The sequence below is a fragment of the Lactobacillus acetotolerans DSM 20749 = JCM 3825 genome (assembly GCF_001436775.1).
Taxonomy (GTDB): domain Bacteria; phylum Bacillota; class Bacilli; order Lactobacillales; family Lactobacillaceae; genus Lactobacillus; species Lactobacillus acetotolerans.
The window spans coordinates 1-19,170 of the sequence record NZ_AYZC01000022.1; the positions used below are offsets into that span (position 1 = coordinate 1).

The following is a 19,170-nucleotide window of genomic DNA, read 5'->3' on the forward strand; positions in this document are numbered from 1 at the left end:
AGTCTAACTTTGTTGGGCTTTTTTATAAATAATTTATTTAACTAGCACCACACGTATAAAACGAAGAAAAATAGAATCAAATTTATAAAAGATGACGAATAGAGAATAGTTATTAATTTATTCCATTAAAGTACTGAGGTTGGTGTGATAAATGAAAAATTGGAAAAACAAATTAATGCAAAATTATTTGGGTTATCCAGGCAAACGCGATGAGTACCAAAAGTCGAAGATCAATGAAATTTTAGCAAATGATAGCATGCTATCTTATTACTTAATTGTCGTGCTAATGTTAATTAGCTTTATTTGGGACATTATGCATCAAACAATTACAGTGGGAACAATGTTGTTATTTGTCGCCGTATATTTCAACTCTGCATATTTAACTTTTAAATTGAAAAAATATCGTGTTTTAGAAACTGAATTTACGAATAAAGAGAAATACAAAGCAGCACTTAAAAATGCTAAATATAGATCTTTTTGGAGTGGAATATTTTTTGGCTTTACTATGCTTGTATTAAATTGCTATATTTTTCCATTATTATCAAATGAAGCACTTGAAACGGGTTGGCTTGTTTTATTTAAATCTGGTATTTGGTTGTTAGCGGGGTTAGCTTTTGGATTCTGCATGTACTTTATGATGAAAAATAAGATAAAATTCATAAAAGATGACGAATAGGGAATAAACAAAGCACCTGGTTGTATGACTAGGTGCTCTGTTCGTTATTAGGTATATTAATTTATTTAAATGGATTTCCATATTTTGAACAGTATTTATAGAATCCTAATTTATATAGATCAACATCTTTATTTATTTGTTCATCAGAACTAAAGCTAATCATTTTTAACACTTGTTTTGTAAATTCTAATGGTGCTGTTCCGTTGGCAGTAACTAAGTTATGATCTCTTACTACTTGTTTTTGCTCAAAATCATCCTTATTTACATATTTGGTGTAATTTTTCCACAAGTATTGTGCATTTCCGGTATGTTTAAAATTTGTTAATAATCCATTTTTAGCAAGGTAATCAACGGCACCGCAGATTGCTGCTACTGACTTTTTATTGGTTAACCTTTCAGCAATTAAATTTCTTAGTTGCTCATTCTCAATTGACCAAGAATTTCCACCAATTAAAACTAATAAGTTAATGTCTGCTGTTATATCTTTTACTTGATAATCAACGAGTGTTTTAAATCCACCTATTGAAGTGACTTCATTTTTAATCGATGCTGTTTTAACTTCCCAATTTTTATTTTGGTTTAATTGACTAGAAAGATATGCACCTTCCCAATCGGCATATTCATCTAGTATAAAGAAAATTGCTTTTTTCAAATTTTATTTACTCCCTCTAATATTATTTTATTTATGAGTGTGATTAAATCTACATATATTATATATAAATAATATTTTTAATAAATCTTCTTCATAGCTAGTCAATTCCGTATAAGGTATAATTTAGATAATTACACAGTCCTAAATTTCTAGTTGAGAAGGAGATCTTTATTTGAAATACGCAGGAAAATCACCTGAATTGTGGTCAGCAATTCATAACGAAGAAAAAAGGCAACAAAATACGATTGAATTGATTGCATCAGAGAATATTGTTTCTGATGCTGTCCGTGAGGCTCAAGGGTCAGTTTTAACCAATAAATACGCTGAAGGTTATCCTGGCAAACGCTATTACGGTGGCTGTCAATACATCGATCAAGTTGAACAATTAGCTATCGATTATGCTAAGAAGTTGTTCAATGCTAAGTATGCCAACGTTCAGCCACACTCAGGTTCTCAAGCTAATATGGCTGTTTACCAAGCACTGCTTAAGCCTGGTGACACTATCTTAGGAATGGGCATGGATGCCGGTGGTCACTTGACCCATGGTGCTAAAGTCAATTTTAGTGGCAAGATGTATCATTCATACAGCTATGACCTCAATCCAAAAACCGAGAAACTCGACTATGATGAGGTTCGCGAAGTTGCAGAAAAGGTTAAGCCGCAACTGATTATCGCCGGTGCCTCTGCTTACAGCCGTATTATTGATTGGCAAAAATTCCGTGATATTGCTGATGAAGTTGGGGCCTACCTTATGGTAGATATGGCGCACATTGCTGGTCTAGTTGCTACCGGTGCTCACCCAAGTCCAATTCCAGTGGCAGACGTTGTAACGACAACCACGCATAAGACTTTACGGGGTCCACGCGGTGGTATGATTCTTTCTAATTCACTTAAATTAGGTAAGAGGATTAATTCTGCGGTTTTCCCAGGTACTCAAGGTGGGCCACTAGAACATGTTATTGCTGCCAAAGCCCAAGCCTTTTATGAAGACTTGCAGCCACAATTTACTAGCTATATTAATCAAGTGGTAAAAAACGCTGCTGCAATGGCTGATGAATTTAAGAAGGCAGATAATATTCGGGTAGTTTCTGGCGGTACGGATAATCACTTAATGATTATTGATATTACCAAGACCGGTTTAACTGGTAAGAAAGCCCAAGCATTGCTTGATTCAGTTAACATAACTACCAATAAGGAAGCTATTCCGAATGACCAGAGAAGCCCATTTGTAACCAGTGGCTTGAGAATCGGTACCCCTGCAGTTACCAGTCGTGGCTTTAAGGAAGATGATGTCCGCGAAGTTGCAAGGTTAATTGCTAAAGTATTAAACAATTCTGAAGACCAGGTTGTAATGACTGGGGTCAAGGGAGCAGTTAAAGCTTTAACGGATAAACACCCAATTGAATAAAAAGTATTATTAGCAGTCTTTATTTTTAAAGGCTGCTTTTTCTTGTGCTTTTTTCTAATCTGATACCGCTAACATTGCTTATTAATGTTGTAAAGCGGTTTCCTATCCCTGATAATTAAGGTAATGATTAAAAAAATTAATAATGATAGGAGTTTTTTATGACAGCTTGGTGGAAGAAAGCAGTTGTATACCAGGTTTATCCCAAGTCTTTTCAAGACAGCAATGGTGATGGAATTGGTGATATAAAAGGTATTATTTCAAGGTTAGGCTATTTAGAGAAATTGGGGATTGACGCTATCTGGTTATCACCAGTTTATAAGTCTCCCGGTGTTGATAATGGTTACGATATTTCGGATTATGAAGCGATCGATCCGCAATACGGCATCATGGAAGATATGGATAATTTGATTGCTAAAGCAAAGAGGCACCATATTCGGATAGTTATGGACTTGGTTGTTAACCATACGTCAGATAAAAATAAATGGTTTGTTGAAGCTCGTAAAAATAAGGATAATCCTTACCGTGATTTTTATATTTGGCGAGATCCCGTTGATGGTCACGCACCAAATGATATGAAATCTGGCTTTTCCGGTTCCGCTTGGCAATATGATGAAAAAACGGGTCAGTACTACTTCCATTTGTTTGCTCCCGGTCAACCTGATCTAAACTGGAAGAATCCTAAATTGCGGCAAACAATTTATGACATGATGAACTTTTGGCTCGATAAGGGTATTGGCGGTTTCCGAATGGACGTGATCGAATTAATTGGAAAAGATCCAGATAAGAAGATCCGTGAAAACGGTCCGATGTTGCATCCCTATATCCAAGAAATGAACAAGAATACTTTTGGCAATCGGGATGTTATGACGGTTGGTGAAACTTGGAATGCTACCCCTAAAATTGCGGAAGAATACTCTGATCCTGCTCGCCATGAATTATCAATGGTCTTTCAATTCGAAGACCAAGGATTGGATCAACAGCCTGGCAAAGAAAAGTGGGATTTGCGCCCGCTTAATTTAGGCGAACTTAAAAAAGTTTTGGTAAAGTGGCAGACTAAGCTTGATTTTAATCATGCCTGGAACAGTCTTTTCTGGGAGAATCATGATATTCCACGGGTAATTTCTCGTTGGGGCAATGACAAAGAATATCGGGTTCAATCCGCTAAAATGTTTGCAATCGTTCTTCATTTAATGCACGGCACACCATATATTTATAATGGTGAAGAAATTGGCATGACCAATTATCCTGTTAAGAGTATTGATGAGGTTGAAGACATTGAAAGTATTAATATGTATAAAGAGCGTTTAGCCCAGGGTTATTCTAAGGATGAATTAATCCATGCAATTAATGTTAAGGGCCGGGATAATGCCAGGACGCCAATGCAGTGGTCAGATGATGCGGAAGCCGGTTTTACAACCGGAATGCCTTGGCTGCATGTAAACCCAAATTATGTTGATATTAATGTCAAAAACGCTTTGGCAGATCATAATTCAATTTTTTATACTTATCAAAAATTGATTAAACTGCGCCATGAAAATGATATTGTCGTCAATGGCGATTTTGAATTAGTTTCTACCGATGATAATGTTCTAGCTTATTACCGGGTTCTCGGTAACGAACGCTGGCTCGTCGTTGCCAATTTATCGAGTAAACAGGAGCGATTCACCTCAACTGATGAAATTCAGCGGATTTTAATTTCTAACTACGATCTACCAGAAACTTTATTAGGGATGACACTTAAGCCGTATGAAGCTTTTGCCGTAGCTGTTAAAAAGTAATCCTTTGAAATTATTGACAAAAAGTAAGTAATAGCATAATATAATTTGTAGTTAATCAGTAACTTATATAAAATAAGTAAGAAAGGAAGTATAAAATGATGAAATCTGTTGTATTTATTAAAGCAAACGAATGTTGCACTTGCTGCGTTATTTCTCATGCAACAAATTTCAGCATTCGTACTTCTAAATAACTATTAACAATTAATTGAATGTTAAGGATCTACGAATCTGAATGAATTCGTAGATCCTTTTATTTATCCTTTAAACTTAAGGACCTATGAATCCACGTGATGAATAGGTCCTTTTTTACTAGAAATTGGAGGTTGAAAAATGAATTGGCAAATTATTGATCAAAGTCTGCCTATTTTTGCTAAGGCGTTCCAGCTAACCTGCTGGTTGTCGCTTGTCGGCATAATTGGTTCAATAATTGTTGGGATCATTAGCAGCTTAATTCAATACTTTAAGGTGCCCATTTTAAGCCAAATTTTTACGGCCTACGTAGAATTAGCAAGGAATACGCCGCTGCTTATTCAATTATTCTTCTTATACTATGCCTTCCCAGTACTAGGATTGAAGATGTCAGCTGAAACCTGTGGAATTATTGGTTTGATCTTTTTAGGCGGAGCATACATGGCGGAAGGTTTTACTGGTGGCTTTAACGGAGTAAATACAAGTCAAATTAATAGCGGAAAGGCATTAGGAATGAATGATCTTCAGTTAGCTCACTATGTTGTTTTCCCTCAAGGATTTGCACTCAGTATGCCAGCACTAGCTGCCAATATTATCTTTTTAATTAAGGAAACCTCGATTTTCTCAGTAATTGCGATTCCTGAATTGACTAATACTGCTTTAGATTTAATTGGGATGTATTACCGCTCTAATGAATACTTATTTGTTTTAGTTGTTGCGTATGCAATTATTATGATTCCAGTAATATTGATTTTAAGTTATCTAGAAAAGAGGGTTCGTTATGGCTCATTCGGCAATTAATGTCTTCCTTGAAGGAAATAATATCAGTCGAATTATAGGAGGCTTATGGACTTCTGTTTGGATAGCTGCAGTTTCTTTAGTATTAGGTTTAGCCTTAGGAACGATATTGGGTGTCCTTAGGACATTGCCTAACAAGGTTATTCGTTTTGTTCTGCGGCTTTACCTGGAATTCTTTAGAATTGTTCCAACTATTGTCTTGCTTTACTTGGCTTATTACATCTTGCCAAGGACCTTTCATGTTAACTGGCCAGCAAGCTGGATGGCGGTATTAGCTTTTACCCTTTGGGTAGCAGCAGAATTCAGTGATATTGTGCGGGGTGCAATTGAGTCTGTGCCTAAAAGTCAGCGTGAATCAGGTTTGGCACTTGGCTTGAATAAAATGCAATTGTTCAGGTACGTTCTTTTACCCCAAGCAGCAAAATTAGAATTGCCAGCAACAATTAACCTTGCCACCCGTGTGATTAAAACCACCTCGCTACTCATGATGATAAGTATCATGGATGTCGTTGCGGTGGGTCAGCAAATTATTGAAGCTAATAACCAACAATATCCAAATGCAGTATTTTGGGTTTACGGTCTGATATTTATTTTATATTTTATTATCGATTATCCTTTGTCAGCTTGGTCTAAACGACTGACAGCTAAACATAGTAGGTGAAAAAATGGCAGAAGAAATTTTAAAAGTTGAGCATCTAAATCAATTTTATGGTGATTGGCAGGCATTACATGATATCAATTTCACTTTAAATAGGGGTGAAGTTTTAACTTTGCTTGGGCCATCAGGATCTGGGAAAAGTACTTTACTTAGATGTTTAAATGGTTTGGAAAATTATAAGTCTGGAACAATCTATTTTGAAGGTAAAAAAGTTGATCCGACTGAGAAAAATTGGCAGAATATCCGCCAAAAAATCGGCATGGTTTTTCAAAGCTATGATCTTTTTCCTAATTTAACGGTTATGGAAAACATATTGTTGGCACCGCGTAAAGTTCAGAAGAGATCTGAAGTCGATGTTAAACAAGAGGCAACGAAACTTTTAAAGCGGGTAGGCCTTGAAAAGTACGTGAATGCATATCCACGTGAACTGTCTGGTGGTCAAAAGCAGCGAATTGCGATTGTCCGTGCTCTAGCTATGCATCCTGAAATAATGCTGTTTGATGAGGTTACAGCTTCCCTTGATCCGGAAATGGTTCGCGGAATTTTGAAAATTATGTCAGATTTATCCGAAAAGGATCATATGACTATGATTATTGTCACCCACGAGATGAGTTTTGCTGCTAAAATTGCTGACCAGGTTTTATTCCTCGAAGATGGCAAAATTTTAGAGGATACCCCAGGCAAAGAATTCTTCACTAAACCGAAAACTAAACGAGCACAAGAATTTCTGGATAGTATGAATTTTTAATAAAAAGGTGAGTAATTAAAATGAAGAAAAATAAAAGTAGAAACATTATTATTGGAATAGTTGTAGTTGTTATTATTGCTGTCTTTGCTTTCTTTGGGATTAAAGGATCATCATCGAATAATAGCAATAGTAGTGGCTCAAATTCTAATTCGAATTCAAGTACTGTAACTGCGATTAAAAAACGTGGTGTTTTGCGTGTTGCTGTTTTTGGCGATTTACCACCATATGGCTGGGTTAATGCAAATGGTAAGCGTGTTGGTTACGACGTTAACTTAGCTCGGCAAATGGCAAAAGACATGGGTGTTAAAGTTAAATTCGTTCAGGTTAATGCTAATAACCGGGTTGATACTTTGAACTCAGATAAGGCGGATATAATTTTAGCTAACTTTACGGTAACCCCGAAGCGTAAAGATGTTGTTGACTATGCCAAACCATATATGAAGGTATCAGTTGGGGTTGTTTCTCCTAAGAAGGCGCCAATTACTAAGGCTAGTCAATTAAAGGGCAAGAGTTTAATCGTAACTAAAGGTACCACTGCAGAAAATTACTTTACCAAGCAGAAAAACGTTAACCTGCTTAAATTTGATTCTAAGACCCAACAATTTAATGCAATTAAGAATAAGCGTGCTGCAGCACTCGCTGATGACAATTCTTACTTGTATGCGTGGGTAAAACGTAATCCTAAATATACCGTCGGTATTAAGAGTATTGGTCCTAAGCAATATGTTTCCCCAGCCGTTAAGAAGGGAAATAAATCACTTTTAAACTGGGCTAATAAAGAAATTACCAAGCTAAACAGTAAAGGGTTCTTTACCATGGATTATGATCAAGAATTAAAACCGTACTTTGGCAAGGAAGTTAAATCTTCAGATATTGTTTTAAAGCAAGGGAAGTAATATAATAAAAAATCTTGAAATTGATTCTTGAAGATGTTATGGTAATAAATGTTGATCGACTAATCTATGATCTGAAAGATGATCATGGCAAAAGGAGTAATAATTATGAAACAAGGCATTCATCCAGATTATCAAAAGATTGTTTTTATGGATTCAGCAACCGGTGCTAAATTTGTAGCTGGTTCAACTTTGAAGCCAAAAGAAACTATAGATTATGAAGGTAAGACTTATCCAGTAGTTAGACTTGAAGTTTCTTCAGATTCACACCCATTCTACACAGGCAAGCAAAAGTTTGCTCAAGCAGATGGTCGAATCGAAAAATTCAACAAGAAATATGGATTCAACAAGAAGTAATACCTTTGATCTGGTGGAAGCAGTCCCATTGGGGCTGCTTTTTTCGTGGAAACTGAATTGTCAGAATGAATGAAAGCAAGTATAATAATTGCTAGATAAAAATTGTTTTATTGGGAGTAAATGTTAAATGAAGATGCAACTGGCAGAAATTGCCAAAGCTTTAAATACGACTTGTGAAGGTGACGATCAAACCATTATTACTTCTGTTGCCTTTGATTCTAGGAAGATCACTGCTGGCGGTCTTTTTGTTCCGCTTGAAGGTGAAAGGGACGGTCACGACTTCGTTGCCGGAGCTATCAATAACGGTGCCTCAGCTACTTTGTGGAAGAAGGGTCACCCAAATAAGCCGGATAATATTGCTGTACTCGAAGTGGATGATCCACTCAGTGCTATGCAAAGTTTAGCCCATTACTATTTAGGCAAGGTAAATCCGACAGTTATTGGAATTACTGGCTCAAATGGTAAGACAACCACCAAGGATATGACAGCTGCTGTTTTGTCTAAGCGTTTTAATGTACATAAGACTCAGGCTAACTATAATAATGAGATTGGGGTACCCATGACCATATTAGAGATGAAGCCTAATACTGAGATCTTAGTATTGGAAATGGGTATGGATCATGCAGGTCAATTGCACCGCTTGAGTAAGTTGACCCATCCAGACGTGACCGTTATTACCATGATTGGTGAGGCGCACATCGAATTCTTAGGTACACGTGCCCATATTGCTGACGCGAAAATGGAAATCACGGACTTCTTAAGTGAAGATGGTGAATTCATTTATAACGGTGACGAGCCGTTATTAAGAGAGCGTGCTAAGAAGGTTGACCAAGCAAAAGCCACCTTTGGTTTTGAAAAAAATGATACAGTTTATGCAACTGGCTTTAGAAGTTATAAACACCACGCAACTTTTACCATTAATGATTCTGACCAACAGTTTTCAATTCCAATGATTGGCAAGCATAATGTTTCTAATGCTATGGCTGCCATTTGTGTCGGGCGTCATTTTGGAGAGAGTGACGAAAAAATTGCTTCATCATTAGCCAACTTTACCCCTACTGCTAACAGAATGGAGTGGGAAAAAGGCGATGTTGGGGAAGACATCATGAGTGATGTTTATAATTCCAACCCTACTGCAGTTCGAGCTGTTGTAAGCAGTTTTGGTCAGATTGAGGTACCAGATGGCAGTCGCAGGATTGCCGTTTTAGGAGATATGCTTGAATTAGGTAAGCAATCTGCTTCTCTTCATGCCAAATTAGCTGATTGCCTTGATCCACAGGTGATTAACGAGGTTTATCTGTACGGTGCTGAAATGAAGAACTTGTATGACGCTCTACAAGATAAATATGCACCAGAACATTTACATTATTATAAACAAGATCAAATGCAACATATGATTGATGATCTAAAAAATGATATTAAGCCGAACGACATTGTTGTTTTAAAGGGCTCTCGCGGGATGCACCTTGAAAAGGTTTTGGATCGGCTTAGATAAGGAGAATTTAGTGAAGTTTTCGGAATTAGGATTAAATGATGCCCTTCTTAAGGCAATTAAACGTGCGGGTTTTGAAGAGACCACGCCCATTCAAGAGCAAACTATTCCGCTTGCCTTAGAAGGCAAAGACGTAATTGGTCAAGCACAAACAGGTACTGGTAAGACAGCTGCCTTTGCTTTACCAATTTTACAAAATTTAGAAAAACAACATAAGACAATTCAGGCATTGGTTATTGAACCAACACGTGAATTAGCCATTCAAACCCAAGAAGAACTCTACCGTTTAGGCCGCGATGAACATGCCCGTGTTCAAGTAGTTTATGGTGGGGCTGATATTCGGCGGCAAATCCGCTCAATTAAGCATAATGTTCCTGCTATTTTGGTAGGTACACCTGGTCGGCTTTTAGATCACCTTAAGCGGAAGACGGTTGACTTAGAGGATGTCAACACTATCGTTTTAGATGAAGCTGACGAAATGCTCGACATGGGCTTTATTAAGGATATTGAAAGTATCTTAAGTTACGTTAAGAACCGTAAACAAACCTTACTCTTTAGTGCAACGATTCCACAACCTATTTTGAAGATCAGCAAAAAGTTTATGCATGATCCTGAAATTGTTCGAATTAAGGCTAAGGATTTAACTGCTGATCTGATTGATCAATACTTTGTTCGTGCCAAGGATTCAGAAAAATTCAACATTATGTGTCGTTTAATTGATGTTGAAGACCCAGATTTGGCTCTTATCTTTGTTAGAACCAAGCGGCGTGTTGATGAAGTAACCCGTGGATTACGAGCTCGTGGTTATAACGCAGCTGGTATTCATGGGGACTTATCACAAGCACGGAGAATGACCGTTCTGAAACGTTTCCGTGCTGGTAAGTTGGATATTTTAGTAGCTACTGATGTTGCTGCCCGTGGACTTGATATTTCAGGAGTAACGCACGTATACAACTACGATATTCCACAGGATCCAGATTCTTACGTCCACCGTATTGGTCGTACTGGCCGTGCCGGTAATAATGGTATGTCCGTAACTTTTGTCACACCAAATGAAATTGGCTATATGCGGACAATTGAACAACTGACCAAGAAGAAGATGTCCCCACTTCAACCACCTACAGATGATGAGGCACTTCACGGTCAATTGAAGGCTGCAAAGTCACAAATTGCAGATTTGATGAAGGATGATCTGAGTAAATATACTCAAGATGCCAGTGACCTGCTCGACAGTTACTCTGCTGTTGATTTAGTATCTGCATTTTTGAAGAATCTTTCTAAGAATTCATCGGATGTTAAGGTGAAGATTAGTTCAGAAAAGCCGTTACCTTATAAGGGTCACGGACGCGGTGGACACCGTGGTGGCCGAGGCCGCGGATATGGTGGTCATGGTCGTGGCAGACGCTACAGTCATAATAGTTATCATGGCCGTCGTAATGGCAATTATCATAATAACCATTCCCGTCATGGCTCCGGCCATGGTGGCAAATTTGTGATTAAAAATAAGAAAGATTAAGATTTTTCGTAAAAGTAGGGTTGTAATTTTTACAACTCTTTTTTTGTATTATAATTACTCTGATTGTTATGAGGTGATAAATATGATTAAAGGCGTTGGCGTTGATGCTGTTGAAGTTGCTCGGGTCAAAAAAATTGTTGATCATGGTGATAATTTTGCTAAAAAAGTGTTAACACCGAATGAGTTTGCCCAGTATCAGAAAATGGTTGGCAAGCGCAAGGTGGAATACTTAGGTGGCCGTTTTTCTCTAAAAGAATCTTTTTCTAAAGCAATGGGTACAGGTTTAGGGAAATACGTTGGTTTACAAGACGTAGAAACTTTATGGGATAAATTAGGTCACCCGGTGATGACCTCAACCAAGTTCGATGGGAATATTTTCCCAAGTATTACGCATGATGATCATGAAATTGTTACATTGGTAGTTTTGGAGGAAAAAGAATAATGGTTCCAGGAATACATCGTCCAGCTGCAGTGAAGGTAGATCTGGGTGCAATTAGGCAGAATATTGAAAATGAAGTAAAGCATTTACAACCCAAGCAAAAGTTGTTTGCTGTTGTTAAAGCAAATGCATACGGTCATGGAGCCGTTCCTGTAGCAAAGGTAGCGGCAGAAGCCGGAGCAAGCGGTTTTTGTGTTGCTATTTTAGATGAGGCGCTGGAACTTAGAAGGGCTGGAATTGTAAAACCAATTTTAGTTTTAGGTGTTACTTCTCCAGAATATGCCCCACTTGCCGCAGCCAATAATGTTTCATTAACTGTGCCTGATTTAGAATGGCTTAAAGACGCAGAAAAAGAATTACGAAAAGAAGATTTGCAGTTAAAAATTCATTTAGCAATTGATTCCGGTATGGGACGAATTGGCTTTCATGAAGACAGGGAATTTGTTGCTGCTAATAAGTTTCTGGGAAACAATAAATCTTTCTTTGTTGAGGGAATGTTTACTCACTTTGCTTCAGCAGATAGTGCTAATAGTGATTACTTCAATTCTCAGGTAAAAAAGTTCAACCATATGAAGAGTTTGTTAACGGTTAAGCCTAAGTGGATTCACGTGGATAATACCGCTGCAAGTATTTTTGATAAAAAAGTGCACAGTGACCTTGTCCGCTTTGGCATTGGCATCTATGGCCTGAATCCGTCTTCTAATCCTGATGGACCGGATCTAAAAGCGGATATTAAATTAAAACCGGCACTTTCATTTGAAAGTGAACTGACGCAAGTTAAAACAATTCATAAAGGTGACGGTGTTGGCTATGGTTCAACTTATGTTGCTGACGGTGATAAAATTATTGGAACCGTTCCGGTTGGCTATGCTGACGGATGGATCCGTAAATTCCAGGGCTTTAAGATAAAAGTTGGCGATAGTTATTGTCCAATTGTTGGTCGGGTATGTATGGACCAATTTATGGTTTTACTTCCGCATGAAATGCCAGTCGGTACCAAAGTTGTCTTAATTTCAAATGATCCAAAGGCACCCAATAATATTAAAGCAGCAGCTGATTATGTCGATACGATTCACTACGAGGTTGCATGTTTACTTAGTGATCGTCTTCCGCGGGTTTATTACAATAAATAATTTACGTAAAATAAAAAAGCGCTTTTTCAAAAAGCGCTTTTTTTGTTTGCATAAAGAATTGTTTAGTTACGCGGTTGATTAATATAGACGCCTGGTTTTTCATCACTCATGATGGTGATACCGGCTTGTAAATCATCAATTTCGGCAACAACATAACCCTTATGATTTAACTTCTTTACGATCGTTTTGAGTGTATCTCCAGAAACTCCAGCAGGTAAAGTAAACAGGGTCCTTCTTACGAAGTTACCGTCTAATTCACCGGCTGCAGCATCTAAAGTCATCGCTCCGGCAATGCTAGCATGTTTTGTAATGATTTTAGACATTTTTACCAGATTGCCGCGTGAGTTATCTGACAAAACGGTTAGAACATAAGAACCAGTCTTAATGTTCCAAGCGTCAGATAACATATCAAGCAATCGTGAGTGGGTTAAGATACCGTAGAATTTATTATTTTCATCTAAAACGGAGATATAAGGTAAATCTTTAATTGTGAAGAAGACCTTAAAGAACGGTGAGTTAACCTTAATTGTCTTAGTTGCATTTTTGAGCAGATAGGTAACAGGTAGACTCATATCGCCACCCTGTGACTTATGTCGGTAGATATGCATTTTATAAATATTACCGCGGAAAATTGTTCCGCTGTCGTCTAGAATAGGAACACATCTGAAGCCTGAGTCTTCAAGAGTTTTCAGAGCTTCTTCCAGGGTTGCATGTTCATTAACCGTTGTTAGGTAATCCTTTTTAATGACTAAAGATTTAATAAGCATGAGATTGCCTCCATATATGGAAAAATATTTCAAGTAATTATAGCATAGATAGCATTCGAATTAAATAAATATTAAAATTGCTACTAGCTGATTAGTATAATTACTATTTTAGCAATAGTATGGCAAATAAAAAAGCATCTTCTATGAGAAGATACTTTTAAAGTTAAATTAATTTTAATTATTGACGAACCTTAACGCCAGTTTCCTTGAAAGCTTTATTCATAACTTTCTTTAATTGGTCAGCTGAAGCAGTCATTAACTTTTGTTCTTTGTCACTTAGTGGCATTTCAATGATTTGCTCCAAACCTTTGCGGCCAATAACAGCTGGGGTACCAATGTGAACATCATGTAAACCATATTGTCCATCCATTGGAACTGAGAGTGGCAATACTCTGTGTTCGTCATTCAGAATGGCTTTAGTAATCATAGCTAATGCAGTACCAATACCATAGAAGGTAGCACCCTTTAAGTTAATGATGTTGTAAGCCATATCCTTAACACTCTTATGAATTTCATCAAGCTTGTCTTGACCCATGCCATGAGCCTTAACCCAGTCACTGACTTTTACGCCACCGACATTGTTGTAGCTCCATGCAGGGAATTCAGTATCACCGTGTTCACCAAGCATATAAGCATTAACTGAACGTGGATCAACATGTTCCATTTCACCGATAAGCTTTTGAAGACGGCCAGTGTCTAAGGAAGTACCTGAACCGATAACCCGATCCTTAGGAAAGCCTGACATTCTCCAAGTTGCGTGGGTTAAAATGTCAACTGGGTTTGCGGCAACTACGAAGATACCATCAAATCCTGATTCAACGACTGGTTCAACAATTGAGCTTAAAATCTTTAAGTTCTTGTTTACTAAGTCAAGACGACTTTCACCTGGCTTTTGTGGAGCACCAGCAGAAATGACAACTATGTCGGCATCCTTAGCATCTGAATAATCAGTTGAGTAGATGTGCTTTGGGGCAGTCCAAGGAGTAGCATCGGACAAGTCGATTGCGTCCCCTTGCGTTCTCTTCTTAACAATATCAACGATACCCAATTCTTGGGCAATACCTTGGTGAACTAATGAAAATGCATAGGTTGAACCTACGGCACCGTCACCAACAAGAATTACTTTATGTGGTCTTTCATCTTTTACCATAATATGTCTCCTTTTGATTAGTGATATATTTAACAATTGCAATTATAACATGATTATTTATTCTTTGTTAAGGCTGTCCCAAATATGAAGGTATTAATGAAATGAAACTTGAATTTATGTGCTATCATTAATAAGACTATCAACAAGGGGAAATATTAATGAAAATTATTGCAGGTTTGGGTAATCCAGGTAAAAAATACGATAAAACTAAGCACAATACTGGTTTTATGGCAATGGATTATTACTTAAATGAAAAAGGCTTAAGTTTAGATAAAAATAAATTTGAAGGCCTTTGGACTAAGCAAAAGATAAATGACAAGGATGTAACTTTGCTTGAACCACAAACTTTTATGAACGAATCAGGCAGATCGGTTGCTCAAGTAGCAAATTTCTTTAAGGTAAAACCTGAGGATATTTTAATTATCCATGATGATATGGATATGCCGATTGGCAAGATTAGAATTCGTGCAGATGGTAAATCTGGCGGTCATAATGGTATTAAGAGTATTGTTCGTGACCTAGGTACTGAAAAGTTTAACCGCTTGAAAATAGGAATTCGTCACCCACAAAAAGCTAGCGTTGTTTCCTGGGTATTAACCCCCTTTAATGAGGAACAACAAAAATTGATGGATGATGCATTTTCTACTAGTGTAAAGATTATCGATGACTTTATTGCTGGTCACGATAGTCAGTATTTAATGAATAAATATAATTAAAATGCGTTTAACAAATTTTCTTCAAAAAGATCAAGATTTAAATAATTTTATTGAAAAAACTAAAAGGGTAAAGAATTCACTGATCACTGGCGCTAATGCCGGTGCTTTTAGTCTGCTCGTAAAACAAATAGTAGATCAGCTTAATGTACCTTTAATTTTAATTGAGGAAAATGAAAATAAAGCTCAAAAAGTATACGGTGAGTTAAACGAAATAATGGCCGATGGGAGCGTACAACTTTTTCCAGTTGACGCAACGATTGCAACGCAAACTGCCGTTAGTTCACCAGACGAATTAAGTGCGCGAATCCAGACGCTTAACTTTCTTTTGTCACAGAAGGCCGGATTAGTTGTTACAACACCGCAGGCTTTGCAGTATAAATTGTCAAAGCCACAGAATTTTGCTGCTTCGAAGCGGGTCTTTGCCTCTGGTAAAGAATATAAATTAGATGATTTAAATAATTGGCTGGTTCAATTAGGTTATCGTCGGGATAGTTTAGTCGCTAAGCCCGGAGAATTTGCCATTCGTGGGGATATTTTAGATATTTATCCACTGGATCGTGAAAATCCAGTTCGAATGGAATTCTTTGGTGACGAGATCGATACAATTAAAGAGTTTGATCTGGCTAGTCAGCGTAGCAAGAAGGAACTTAAACAAGTTACTGTTGCTGCCGCTCAAGATCGGGTCTTTTCAGCAGCAGATATTAAAAATGCAGCGCAAACCATTACTAAGTTAATGAAAGATGCACCGGCTCCAGAAAAAGATGTAAAAGATCATTTTACTGAAGCATTGGATGAATTGAATGCCGGAGGATTACCTAAAAATTATGCATTTCTAGTAGATTTTTTAATTAAAAATCCAAGCAGTTTACTAAATTATCTATCTAAGGATGGAATGGTTTTACTCGATGATTGGCCGTTGATTAACCAGTCAGTTAAAACGGTCGATCAGCAAAATGCCGGTTTCGTTGATGATGAGTTAAAGACGGGTGCAATGCTTCCAGGACAAGAATTGCGGGCTAATTTTGAACAAATTTGGTCTAAAGATACGCACCACCATATTTACTTTTCACTGTTTCAGAGAAGTATGGGCCGCATTCGTTTGGGACAGATGTTTAACTGGCAGACACGTGAGCCAGAGCAATTCTTTAGCCAGATGCCATTAATTAAGACGGAGATAGAGTCATACCAGAAGAAGGGTCAAACCGTTATTCTGCAAGCAGACAATAAGAAACGTTCGCGGCAGATGACGCAAACAATGGCAGAGTTTGGTTTGGACGTACCGGTTGTTTCTAGTACTGATTTAATTGCGGGGCAAACACAAATTGTGGTTGGCTCTTTTGCTAGTGGATTTGTCCTCCCCAGCATTAATTTAGTCTATTTAACTGAAAGAGAATTATTTAATAAGCGTCCCCGGCATAAACGGCGGATTAAAACTTTAGAAAATGCGCAGCGGATACGTAATTATACCGAATTAAAACCAGGGGATTACGTTGTCCATGTTAATCACGGTATTGGTCGTTTTGAAGGCATTAAAACTTTAACGAGTAATGGGGTAAAACGTGATTACATAACCATTACCTACCAACATGGAGACCAGTTATTTGTTCCCGCTGACCAGCTTGGCTTGGTTCAAAAATATGTTGCTTCAGAAGGTAGGAAGCCACATATTAATAAGTTAGGTGGCAGTGAATGGGCCAAAACTAAACGTAAGGTTCAGTCTAAGGTTGAAGACATTGCTGATGACCTGATTGACCTGTATGCAAAGCGTGAATCAGAAAAAGGCTTTGCTTTTTCACCTGATGATGATTTGCAAAAAAAGTTTGATGACGCCTTTCCTTATGTTGAGACTCCTGATCAATTACGCTCGATTAAAGAAGTAAAGGCTGACATGGAACAGCCCAAACCGATGGATCGTCTCCTGGTCGGGGATGTGGGCTTTGGTAAAACTGAGGTAGCACTTCGAGCTGCATTTAAGGCAATTGAAGATAATAAACAGGTTGCTTTCCTGGTACCAACGACAATTTTGGCTCAGCAACACTACAACACGATTCAGGATCGTTTCAAAGGCTTTCCCGTTAATTTTGCGATGCTGTCCCGTTTTCAAACACCGGCAGAGTCTAAAAAAATTATTAAAGGTTTAAAAGATGGAAAGATTGATTTAGTCGTCGGGACCCACCGCCTTTTGTCCAAGGACGTTAAATTTAAAGATTTAGGTCTTTTAATCGTTGACGAGGAGCAGCGTTTTGGTGTTAAGCACAAGGAAAAGCTGAAAAAGATGAAGGCTAATATTGATGTTTTAACCTTAACGGCAACACCAATCCCTCGTACGCTTCATATGTCAATGGTAGGTGTGCGGGATCTGTCCGTTATGGAAACCCCACCGGCTAATCGTTATCCGATTCAAACCTATGTTATGGAACAGATTCCAAGTGTGATTAAAGACGCATGCTTACGGGAAATGCAGCGTGGCGGTCAAGTCTTTTACCTGCATAACCGTGTTGGTGATATTGGTGAAGTTGTTGGCGATTTGCAACGCTTAATTCCTAACGCAAGGATTGCCAGTGTTCATGGCCGAATGAATCAAAATCAGATGGAAGATATCCTCTACCGCTTTTTGAACCGGGAGTTTGATATTTTGGTAACAACGACGATCATTGAAACGGGGATTGATATGCCGAACGTTAACACTATGATTATTGAAGATGCCGATCATTATGGCTTGAGCCAGCTTTACCAGCTGCGGGGTAGAATTGGCCGTAGTGCCCGTTTGGCTTATGCGTATTTCCTTTACAAGCCTAATAAAGTACTAACTGAAATTGGTGAAAAACGTCTTGACGCTATCCGTGATTTTACTGAACTTGGCTCCGGCTTTAAGATTGCTATGCGTGATTTATCTATTCGTGGTGCCGGTAACATGCTGGGTGCTCAGCAACATGGCTTTATTAATAGTGTTGGTTATGATCTGTATACCCAAATGTTGAGCGATGCCATTAAGGAACGTAAAGGTAAGAAGAAAGTTCGTAAGTCTAATGCAGAAATTGATTTAGGCTTAGAAGCATATATTCCGGGTTCTTATATCGCAGATCAGGAAGAAAAGATCGAATTTTATAAAAAGATTAAAGCGGTCAATAATCAGGATGAATTAGATAAGATTAAAGATGAATTAATTGATCGTTTTGGTGATTATCCTCCTGCTGTCGAGAACTTGTTAGCAATTTCTGGTTTAAAGATTGACGCAGATTACGCACAGGTGCTCAATCTGATTAAAACTGGTAATCGGGTTAAGGTTGAATTTAATAACCATGCTTCGCATGAACTTGAGGGCCCGAATATATTTAAAGCTTTGGAACATGTCTCTTTGAAGGCAAGGATCAACATGACCCATGAAAAGCGTTTGGTCGTTCTTTTAGAATTGCCAGAAAAAGAAAGTAACCGAATGTTGTTCAATGAATTATCCACCTTTTTAGGTGCAGCAAGTGATATTATTCAAAGATAAAGGTGTTAATAATGAGAATTGATAAATTTTTAAAAGTGTCACGTTTAGTGAAGAGAAGGCCAATTGCCAAAGAAATGGCTGATCAAGGCCGAATTAAAGTTAATGGCCGGGTTGTTAAATCAAGTTATGATGTAAAAGTTGGCGACGTTATCGAGGTAGGCTATGGTAAACGTCAAATTAAGGCTAAGGTACGTAATATTCGAGAAACTACCAAAAAATCTGAAGCCAGCGAATTATATGAACTAATTGATTAATGACATTTATAGGTGGTCTTGTTATAATTAAGCTAGTATTGTATTTAACA

At 37.7% G+C, this 19,170-nt stretch carries 18 protein-coding genes; 15 read left to right on the forward strand and 3 right to left on the reverse strand.

What is annotated here, in order from left to right; genetic code table 11:
* The first annotated feature begins 151 nt into the window (after window positions 1-151).
* On the forward strand, window positions 152-676 hold the full coding sequence (locus FC77_RS04460) for a DUF3278 domain-containing protein (RefSeq protein WP_056970302.1): 525 nt from the start codon (window positions 152-154) through the stop codon (window positions 674-676).
* A 61-nt stretch (window positions 677-737) separates the two neighbouring features.
* Here the strand turns inward: FC77_RS04460 and FC77_RS04465 are convergent, their stop codons facing one another.
* The gene (locus tag FC77_RS04465) at window positions 738-1,328 is read right to left on the reverse strand and encodes a type 1 glutamine amidotransferase family protein (RefSeq protein ID WP_056970303.1); all 591 of its coding nucleotides are present in this window, start codon (window positions 1,326-1,328) and stop codon (window positions 738-740) included.
* Between the two features lie 172 nt (window positions 1,329-1,500).
* Here FC77_RS04465 and glyA point away from each other — a divergent pair, with 172 nt between their 5' ends.
* From glyA to alr, 11 genes are all read left to right on the forward strand, one after another.
* Entirely contained in the window at window positions 1,501-2,736 is a 1,236-nt protein-coding gene (gene glyA / locus FC77_RS04470; protein ID WP_056970304.1) for a serine hydroxymethyltransferase, read from the forward strand.
* A gap of 158 nt (window positions 2,737-2,894) precedes the next feature.
* Entirely contained in the window at window positions 2,895-4,514 is a 1,620-nt protein-coding gene (locus tag FC77_RS04475; RefSeq protein WP_056970305.1) for a glycoside hydrolase family 13 protein, read from the forward strand.
* A gap of 330 nt (window positions 4,515-4,844) precedes the next feature.
* Window positions 4,845-5,504 carry an amino acid ABC transporter permease gene (locus tag FC77_RS04480; protein WP_054682221.1) on the forward strand — a complete coding sequence of 220 codons (660 nt, stop codon included), beginning with the start codon at window positions 4,845-4,847 and terminating at the stop codon, window positions 5,502-5,504.
* Window positions 5,485-6,162 carry an amino acid ABC transporter permease gene (locus FC77_RS04485; protein WP_054682219.1) on the forward strand — a complete coding sequence of 226 codons (678 nt, stop codon included), beginning with the start codon at window positions 5,485-5,487 and terminating at the stop codon, window positions 6,160-6,162. Before FC77_RS04480 ends, FC77_RS04485 begins: the two co-directional genes overlap by 20 nt.
* A 4-nt stretch (window positions 6,163-6,166) precedes the next feature.
* On the forward strand, window positions 6,167-6,907 hold the full coding sequence (locus tag FC77_RS04490) for an amino acid ABC transporter ATP-binding protein (protein WP_056970306.1): 741 nt from the start codon (window positions 6,167-6,169) through the stop codon (window positions 6,905-6,907).
* A 20-nt stretch (window positions 6,908-6,927) separates the two neighbouring features.
* Window positions 6,928-7,803 (forward strand): transporter substrate-binding domain-containing protein, encoded by an 876-nt coding sequence (locus FC77_RS04495; RefSeq protein ID WP_056970307.1) that lies wholly within the window; start codon window positions 6,928-6,930, stop codon window positions 7,801-7,803.
* A 105-nt stretch (window positions 7,804-7,908) separates the two neighbouring features.
* Window positions 7,909-8,157, forward strand: coding sequence for a type B 50S ribosomal protein L31 (locus FC77_RS04500; protein ID WP_054682214.1), 249 nt, complete (start codon window positions 7,909-7,911; stop codon window positions 8,155-8,157).
* A gap of 127 nt (window positions 8,158-8,284) precedes the next feature.
* Window positions 8,285-9,652, forward strand: coding sequence for a UDP-N-acetylmuramoyl-tripeptide--D-alanyl-D-alanine ligase (locus FC77_RS04505; RefSeq protein WP_056970308.1), 1,368 nt, complete (start codon window positions 8,285-8,287; stop codon window positions 9,650-9,652).
* Between the two features lie 10 nt (window positions 9,653-9,662).
* Window positions 9,663-11,165 carry a degradosome RNA helicase CshA gene (gene cshA / locus FC77_RS04510; protein ID WP_056970309.1) on the forward strand — a complete coding sequence of 501 codons (1,503 nt, stop codon included), beginning with the start codon at window positions 9,663-9,665 and terminating at the stop codon, window positions 11,163-11,165.
* Window positions 11,166-11,247: 82 nt separating this feature from the next.
* Complete coding sequence (acpS, locus tag FC77_RS04515; RefSeq protein ID WP_056970310.1) at window positions 11,248-11,607, forward strand: holo-ACP synthase; 360 nt, start codon at window positions 11,248-11,250, stop codon at window positions 11,605-11,607.
* Window positions 11,607-12,737, forward strand: coding sequence for an alanine racemase (alr, locus tag FC77_RS04520; RefSeq protein WP_056970311.1), 1,131 nt, complete (start codon window positions 11,607-11,609; stop codon window positions 12,735-12,737). The genes acpS and alr overlap by 1 nt, the downstream gene beginning before the upstream one ends.
* Window positions 12,738-12,799: 62 nt before the next feature.
* On the opposite strand, the gene cbpA is transcribed toward alr, so the two are convergent.
* Both cbpA and FC77_RS04530 read right to left on the reverse strand, forming a co-directional pair.
* On the reverse strand, window positions 12,800-13,504 hold the full coding sequence (cbpA, locus tag FC77_RS04525) for a cyclic di-AMP binding protein CbpA (protein ID WP_054682011.1): 705 nt from the start codon (window positions 13,502-13,504) through the stop codon (window positions 12,800-12,802).
* Between the two features lie 178 nt (window positions 13,505-13,682).
* Entirely contained in the window at window positions 13,683-14,654 is a 972-nt protein-coding gene (locus FC77_RS04530) for an L-lactate dehydrogenase (protein ID WP_056970312.1), read from the reverse strand.
* Window positions 14,655-14,812: 158 nt separating this feature from the next.
* Here FC77_RS04530 and pth point away from each other — a divergent pair, with 158 nt between their 5' ends.
* From pth to FC77_RS04545, 3 genes are read left to right on the forward strand one after another with little or no spacing between them, the layout of a single operon-like run.
* Window positions 14,813-15,370 (forward strand): aminoacyl-tRNA hydrolase, encoded by a 558-nt coding sequence (gene pth / locus FC77_RS04535; RefSeq protein WP_056970313.1) that lies wholly within the window; start codon window positions 14,813-14,815, stop codon window positions 15,368-15,370.
* A 1-nt stretch (window position 15,371) separates the two neighbouring features.
* On the forward strand, window positions 15,372-18,866 hold the full coding sequence (mfd, locus tag FC77_RS04540) for a transcription-repair coupling factor (RefSeq protein ID WP_056970314.1): 3,495 nt from the start codon (window positions 15,372-15,374) through the stop codon (window positions 18,864-18,866).
* Between the two features lie 11 nt (window positions 18,867-18,877).
* Window positions 18,878-19,120 (forward strand): RNA-binding S4 domain-containing protein, encoded by a 243-nt coding sequence (locus FC77_RS04545; RefSeq protein ID WP_056970315.1) that lies wholly within the window; start codon window positions 18,878-18,880, stop codon window positions 19,118-19,120.
* Window positions 19,121-19,170: the final 50 nt, after the last annotated feature.

What these genes read in the sequence shown, in the direction of transcription:
- FC77_RS04460 (WP_056970302.1), top strand. Translation starts at nt 152, where the DNA reads ATGAAAAATTGGAAAAACAAATTAATGCAAAATTATTTGGGTTATCCA.
- FC77_RS04475 (WP_056970305.1), top strand. Translation starts at nt 2,895, where the DNA reads ATGACAGCTTGGTGGAAGAAAGCAGTTGTATACCAGGTTTATCCCAAG.
- FC77_RS04480 (WP_054682221.1), top strand. Translation starts at nt 4,845, where the DNA reads ATGAATTGGCAAATTATTGATCAAAGTCTGCCTATTTTTGCTAAGGCG.
- FC77_RS04485 (WP_054682219.1), top strand. Translation starts at nt 5,485, where the DNA reads ATGGCTCATTCGGCAATTAATGTCTTCCTTGAAGGAAATAATATCAGT.
- FC77_RS04490 (WP_056970306.1), top strand. Translation starts at nt 6,167, where the DNA reads ATGGCAGAAGAAATTTTAAAAGTTGAGCATCTAAATCAATTTTATGGT.
- FC77_RS04495 (WP_056970307.1), top strand. Translation starts at nt 6,928, where the DNA reads ATGAAGAAAAATAAAAGTAGAAACATTATTATTGGAATAGTTGTAGTT.
- FC77_RS04500 (WP_054682214.1), top strand. Translation starts at nt 7,909, where the DNA reads ATGAAACAAGGCATTCATCCAGATTATCAAAAGATTGTTTTTATGGAT.
- FC77_RS04505 (WP_056970308.1), top strand. Translation starts at nt 8,285, where the DNA reads ATGAAGATGCAACTGGCAGAAATTGCCAAAGCTTTAAATACGACTTGT.
- acpS (WP_056970310.1), top strand. Translation starts at nt 11,248, where the DNA reads ATGATTAAAGGCGTTGGCGTTGATGCTGTTGAAGTTGCTCGGGTCAAA.
- alr (WP_056970311.1), top strand. Translation starts at nt 11,607, where the DNA reads ATGGTTCCAGGAATACATCGTCCAGCTGCAGTGAAGGTAGATCTGGGT.
- cbpA (WP_054682011.1), bottom strand. Translation starts at nt 13,504, where the DNA reads ATGCTTATTAAATCTTTAGTCATTAAAAAGGATTACCTAACAACGGTT.
- FC77_RS04530 (WP_056970312.1), bottom strand. Translation starts at nt 14,654, where the DNA reads ATGGTAAAAGATGAAAGACCACATAAAGTAATTCTTGTTGGTGACGGT.
- pth (WP_056970313.1), top strand. Translation starts at nt 14,813, where the DNA reads ATGAAAATTATTGCAGGTTTGGGTAATCCAGGTAAAAAATACGATAAA.
- mfd (WP_056970314.1), top strand. Translation starts at nt 15,372, where the DNA reads ATGCGTTTAACAAATTTTCTTCAAAAAGATCAAGATTTAAATAATTTT.
- FC77_RS04545 (WP_056970315.1), top strand. Translation starts at nt 18,878, where the DNA reads ATGAGAATTGATAAATTTTTAAAAGTGTCACGTTTAGTGAAGAGAAGG.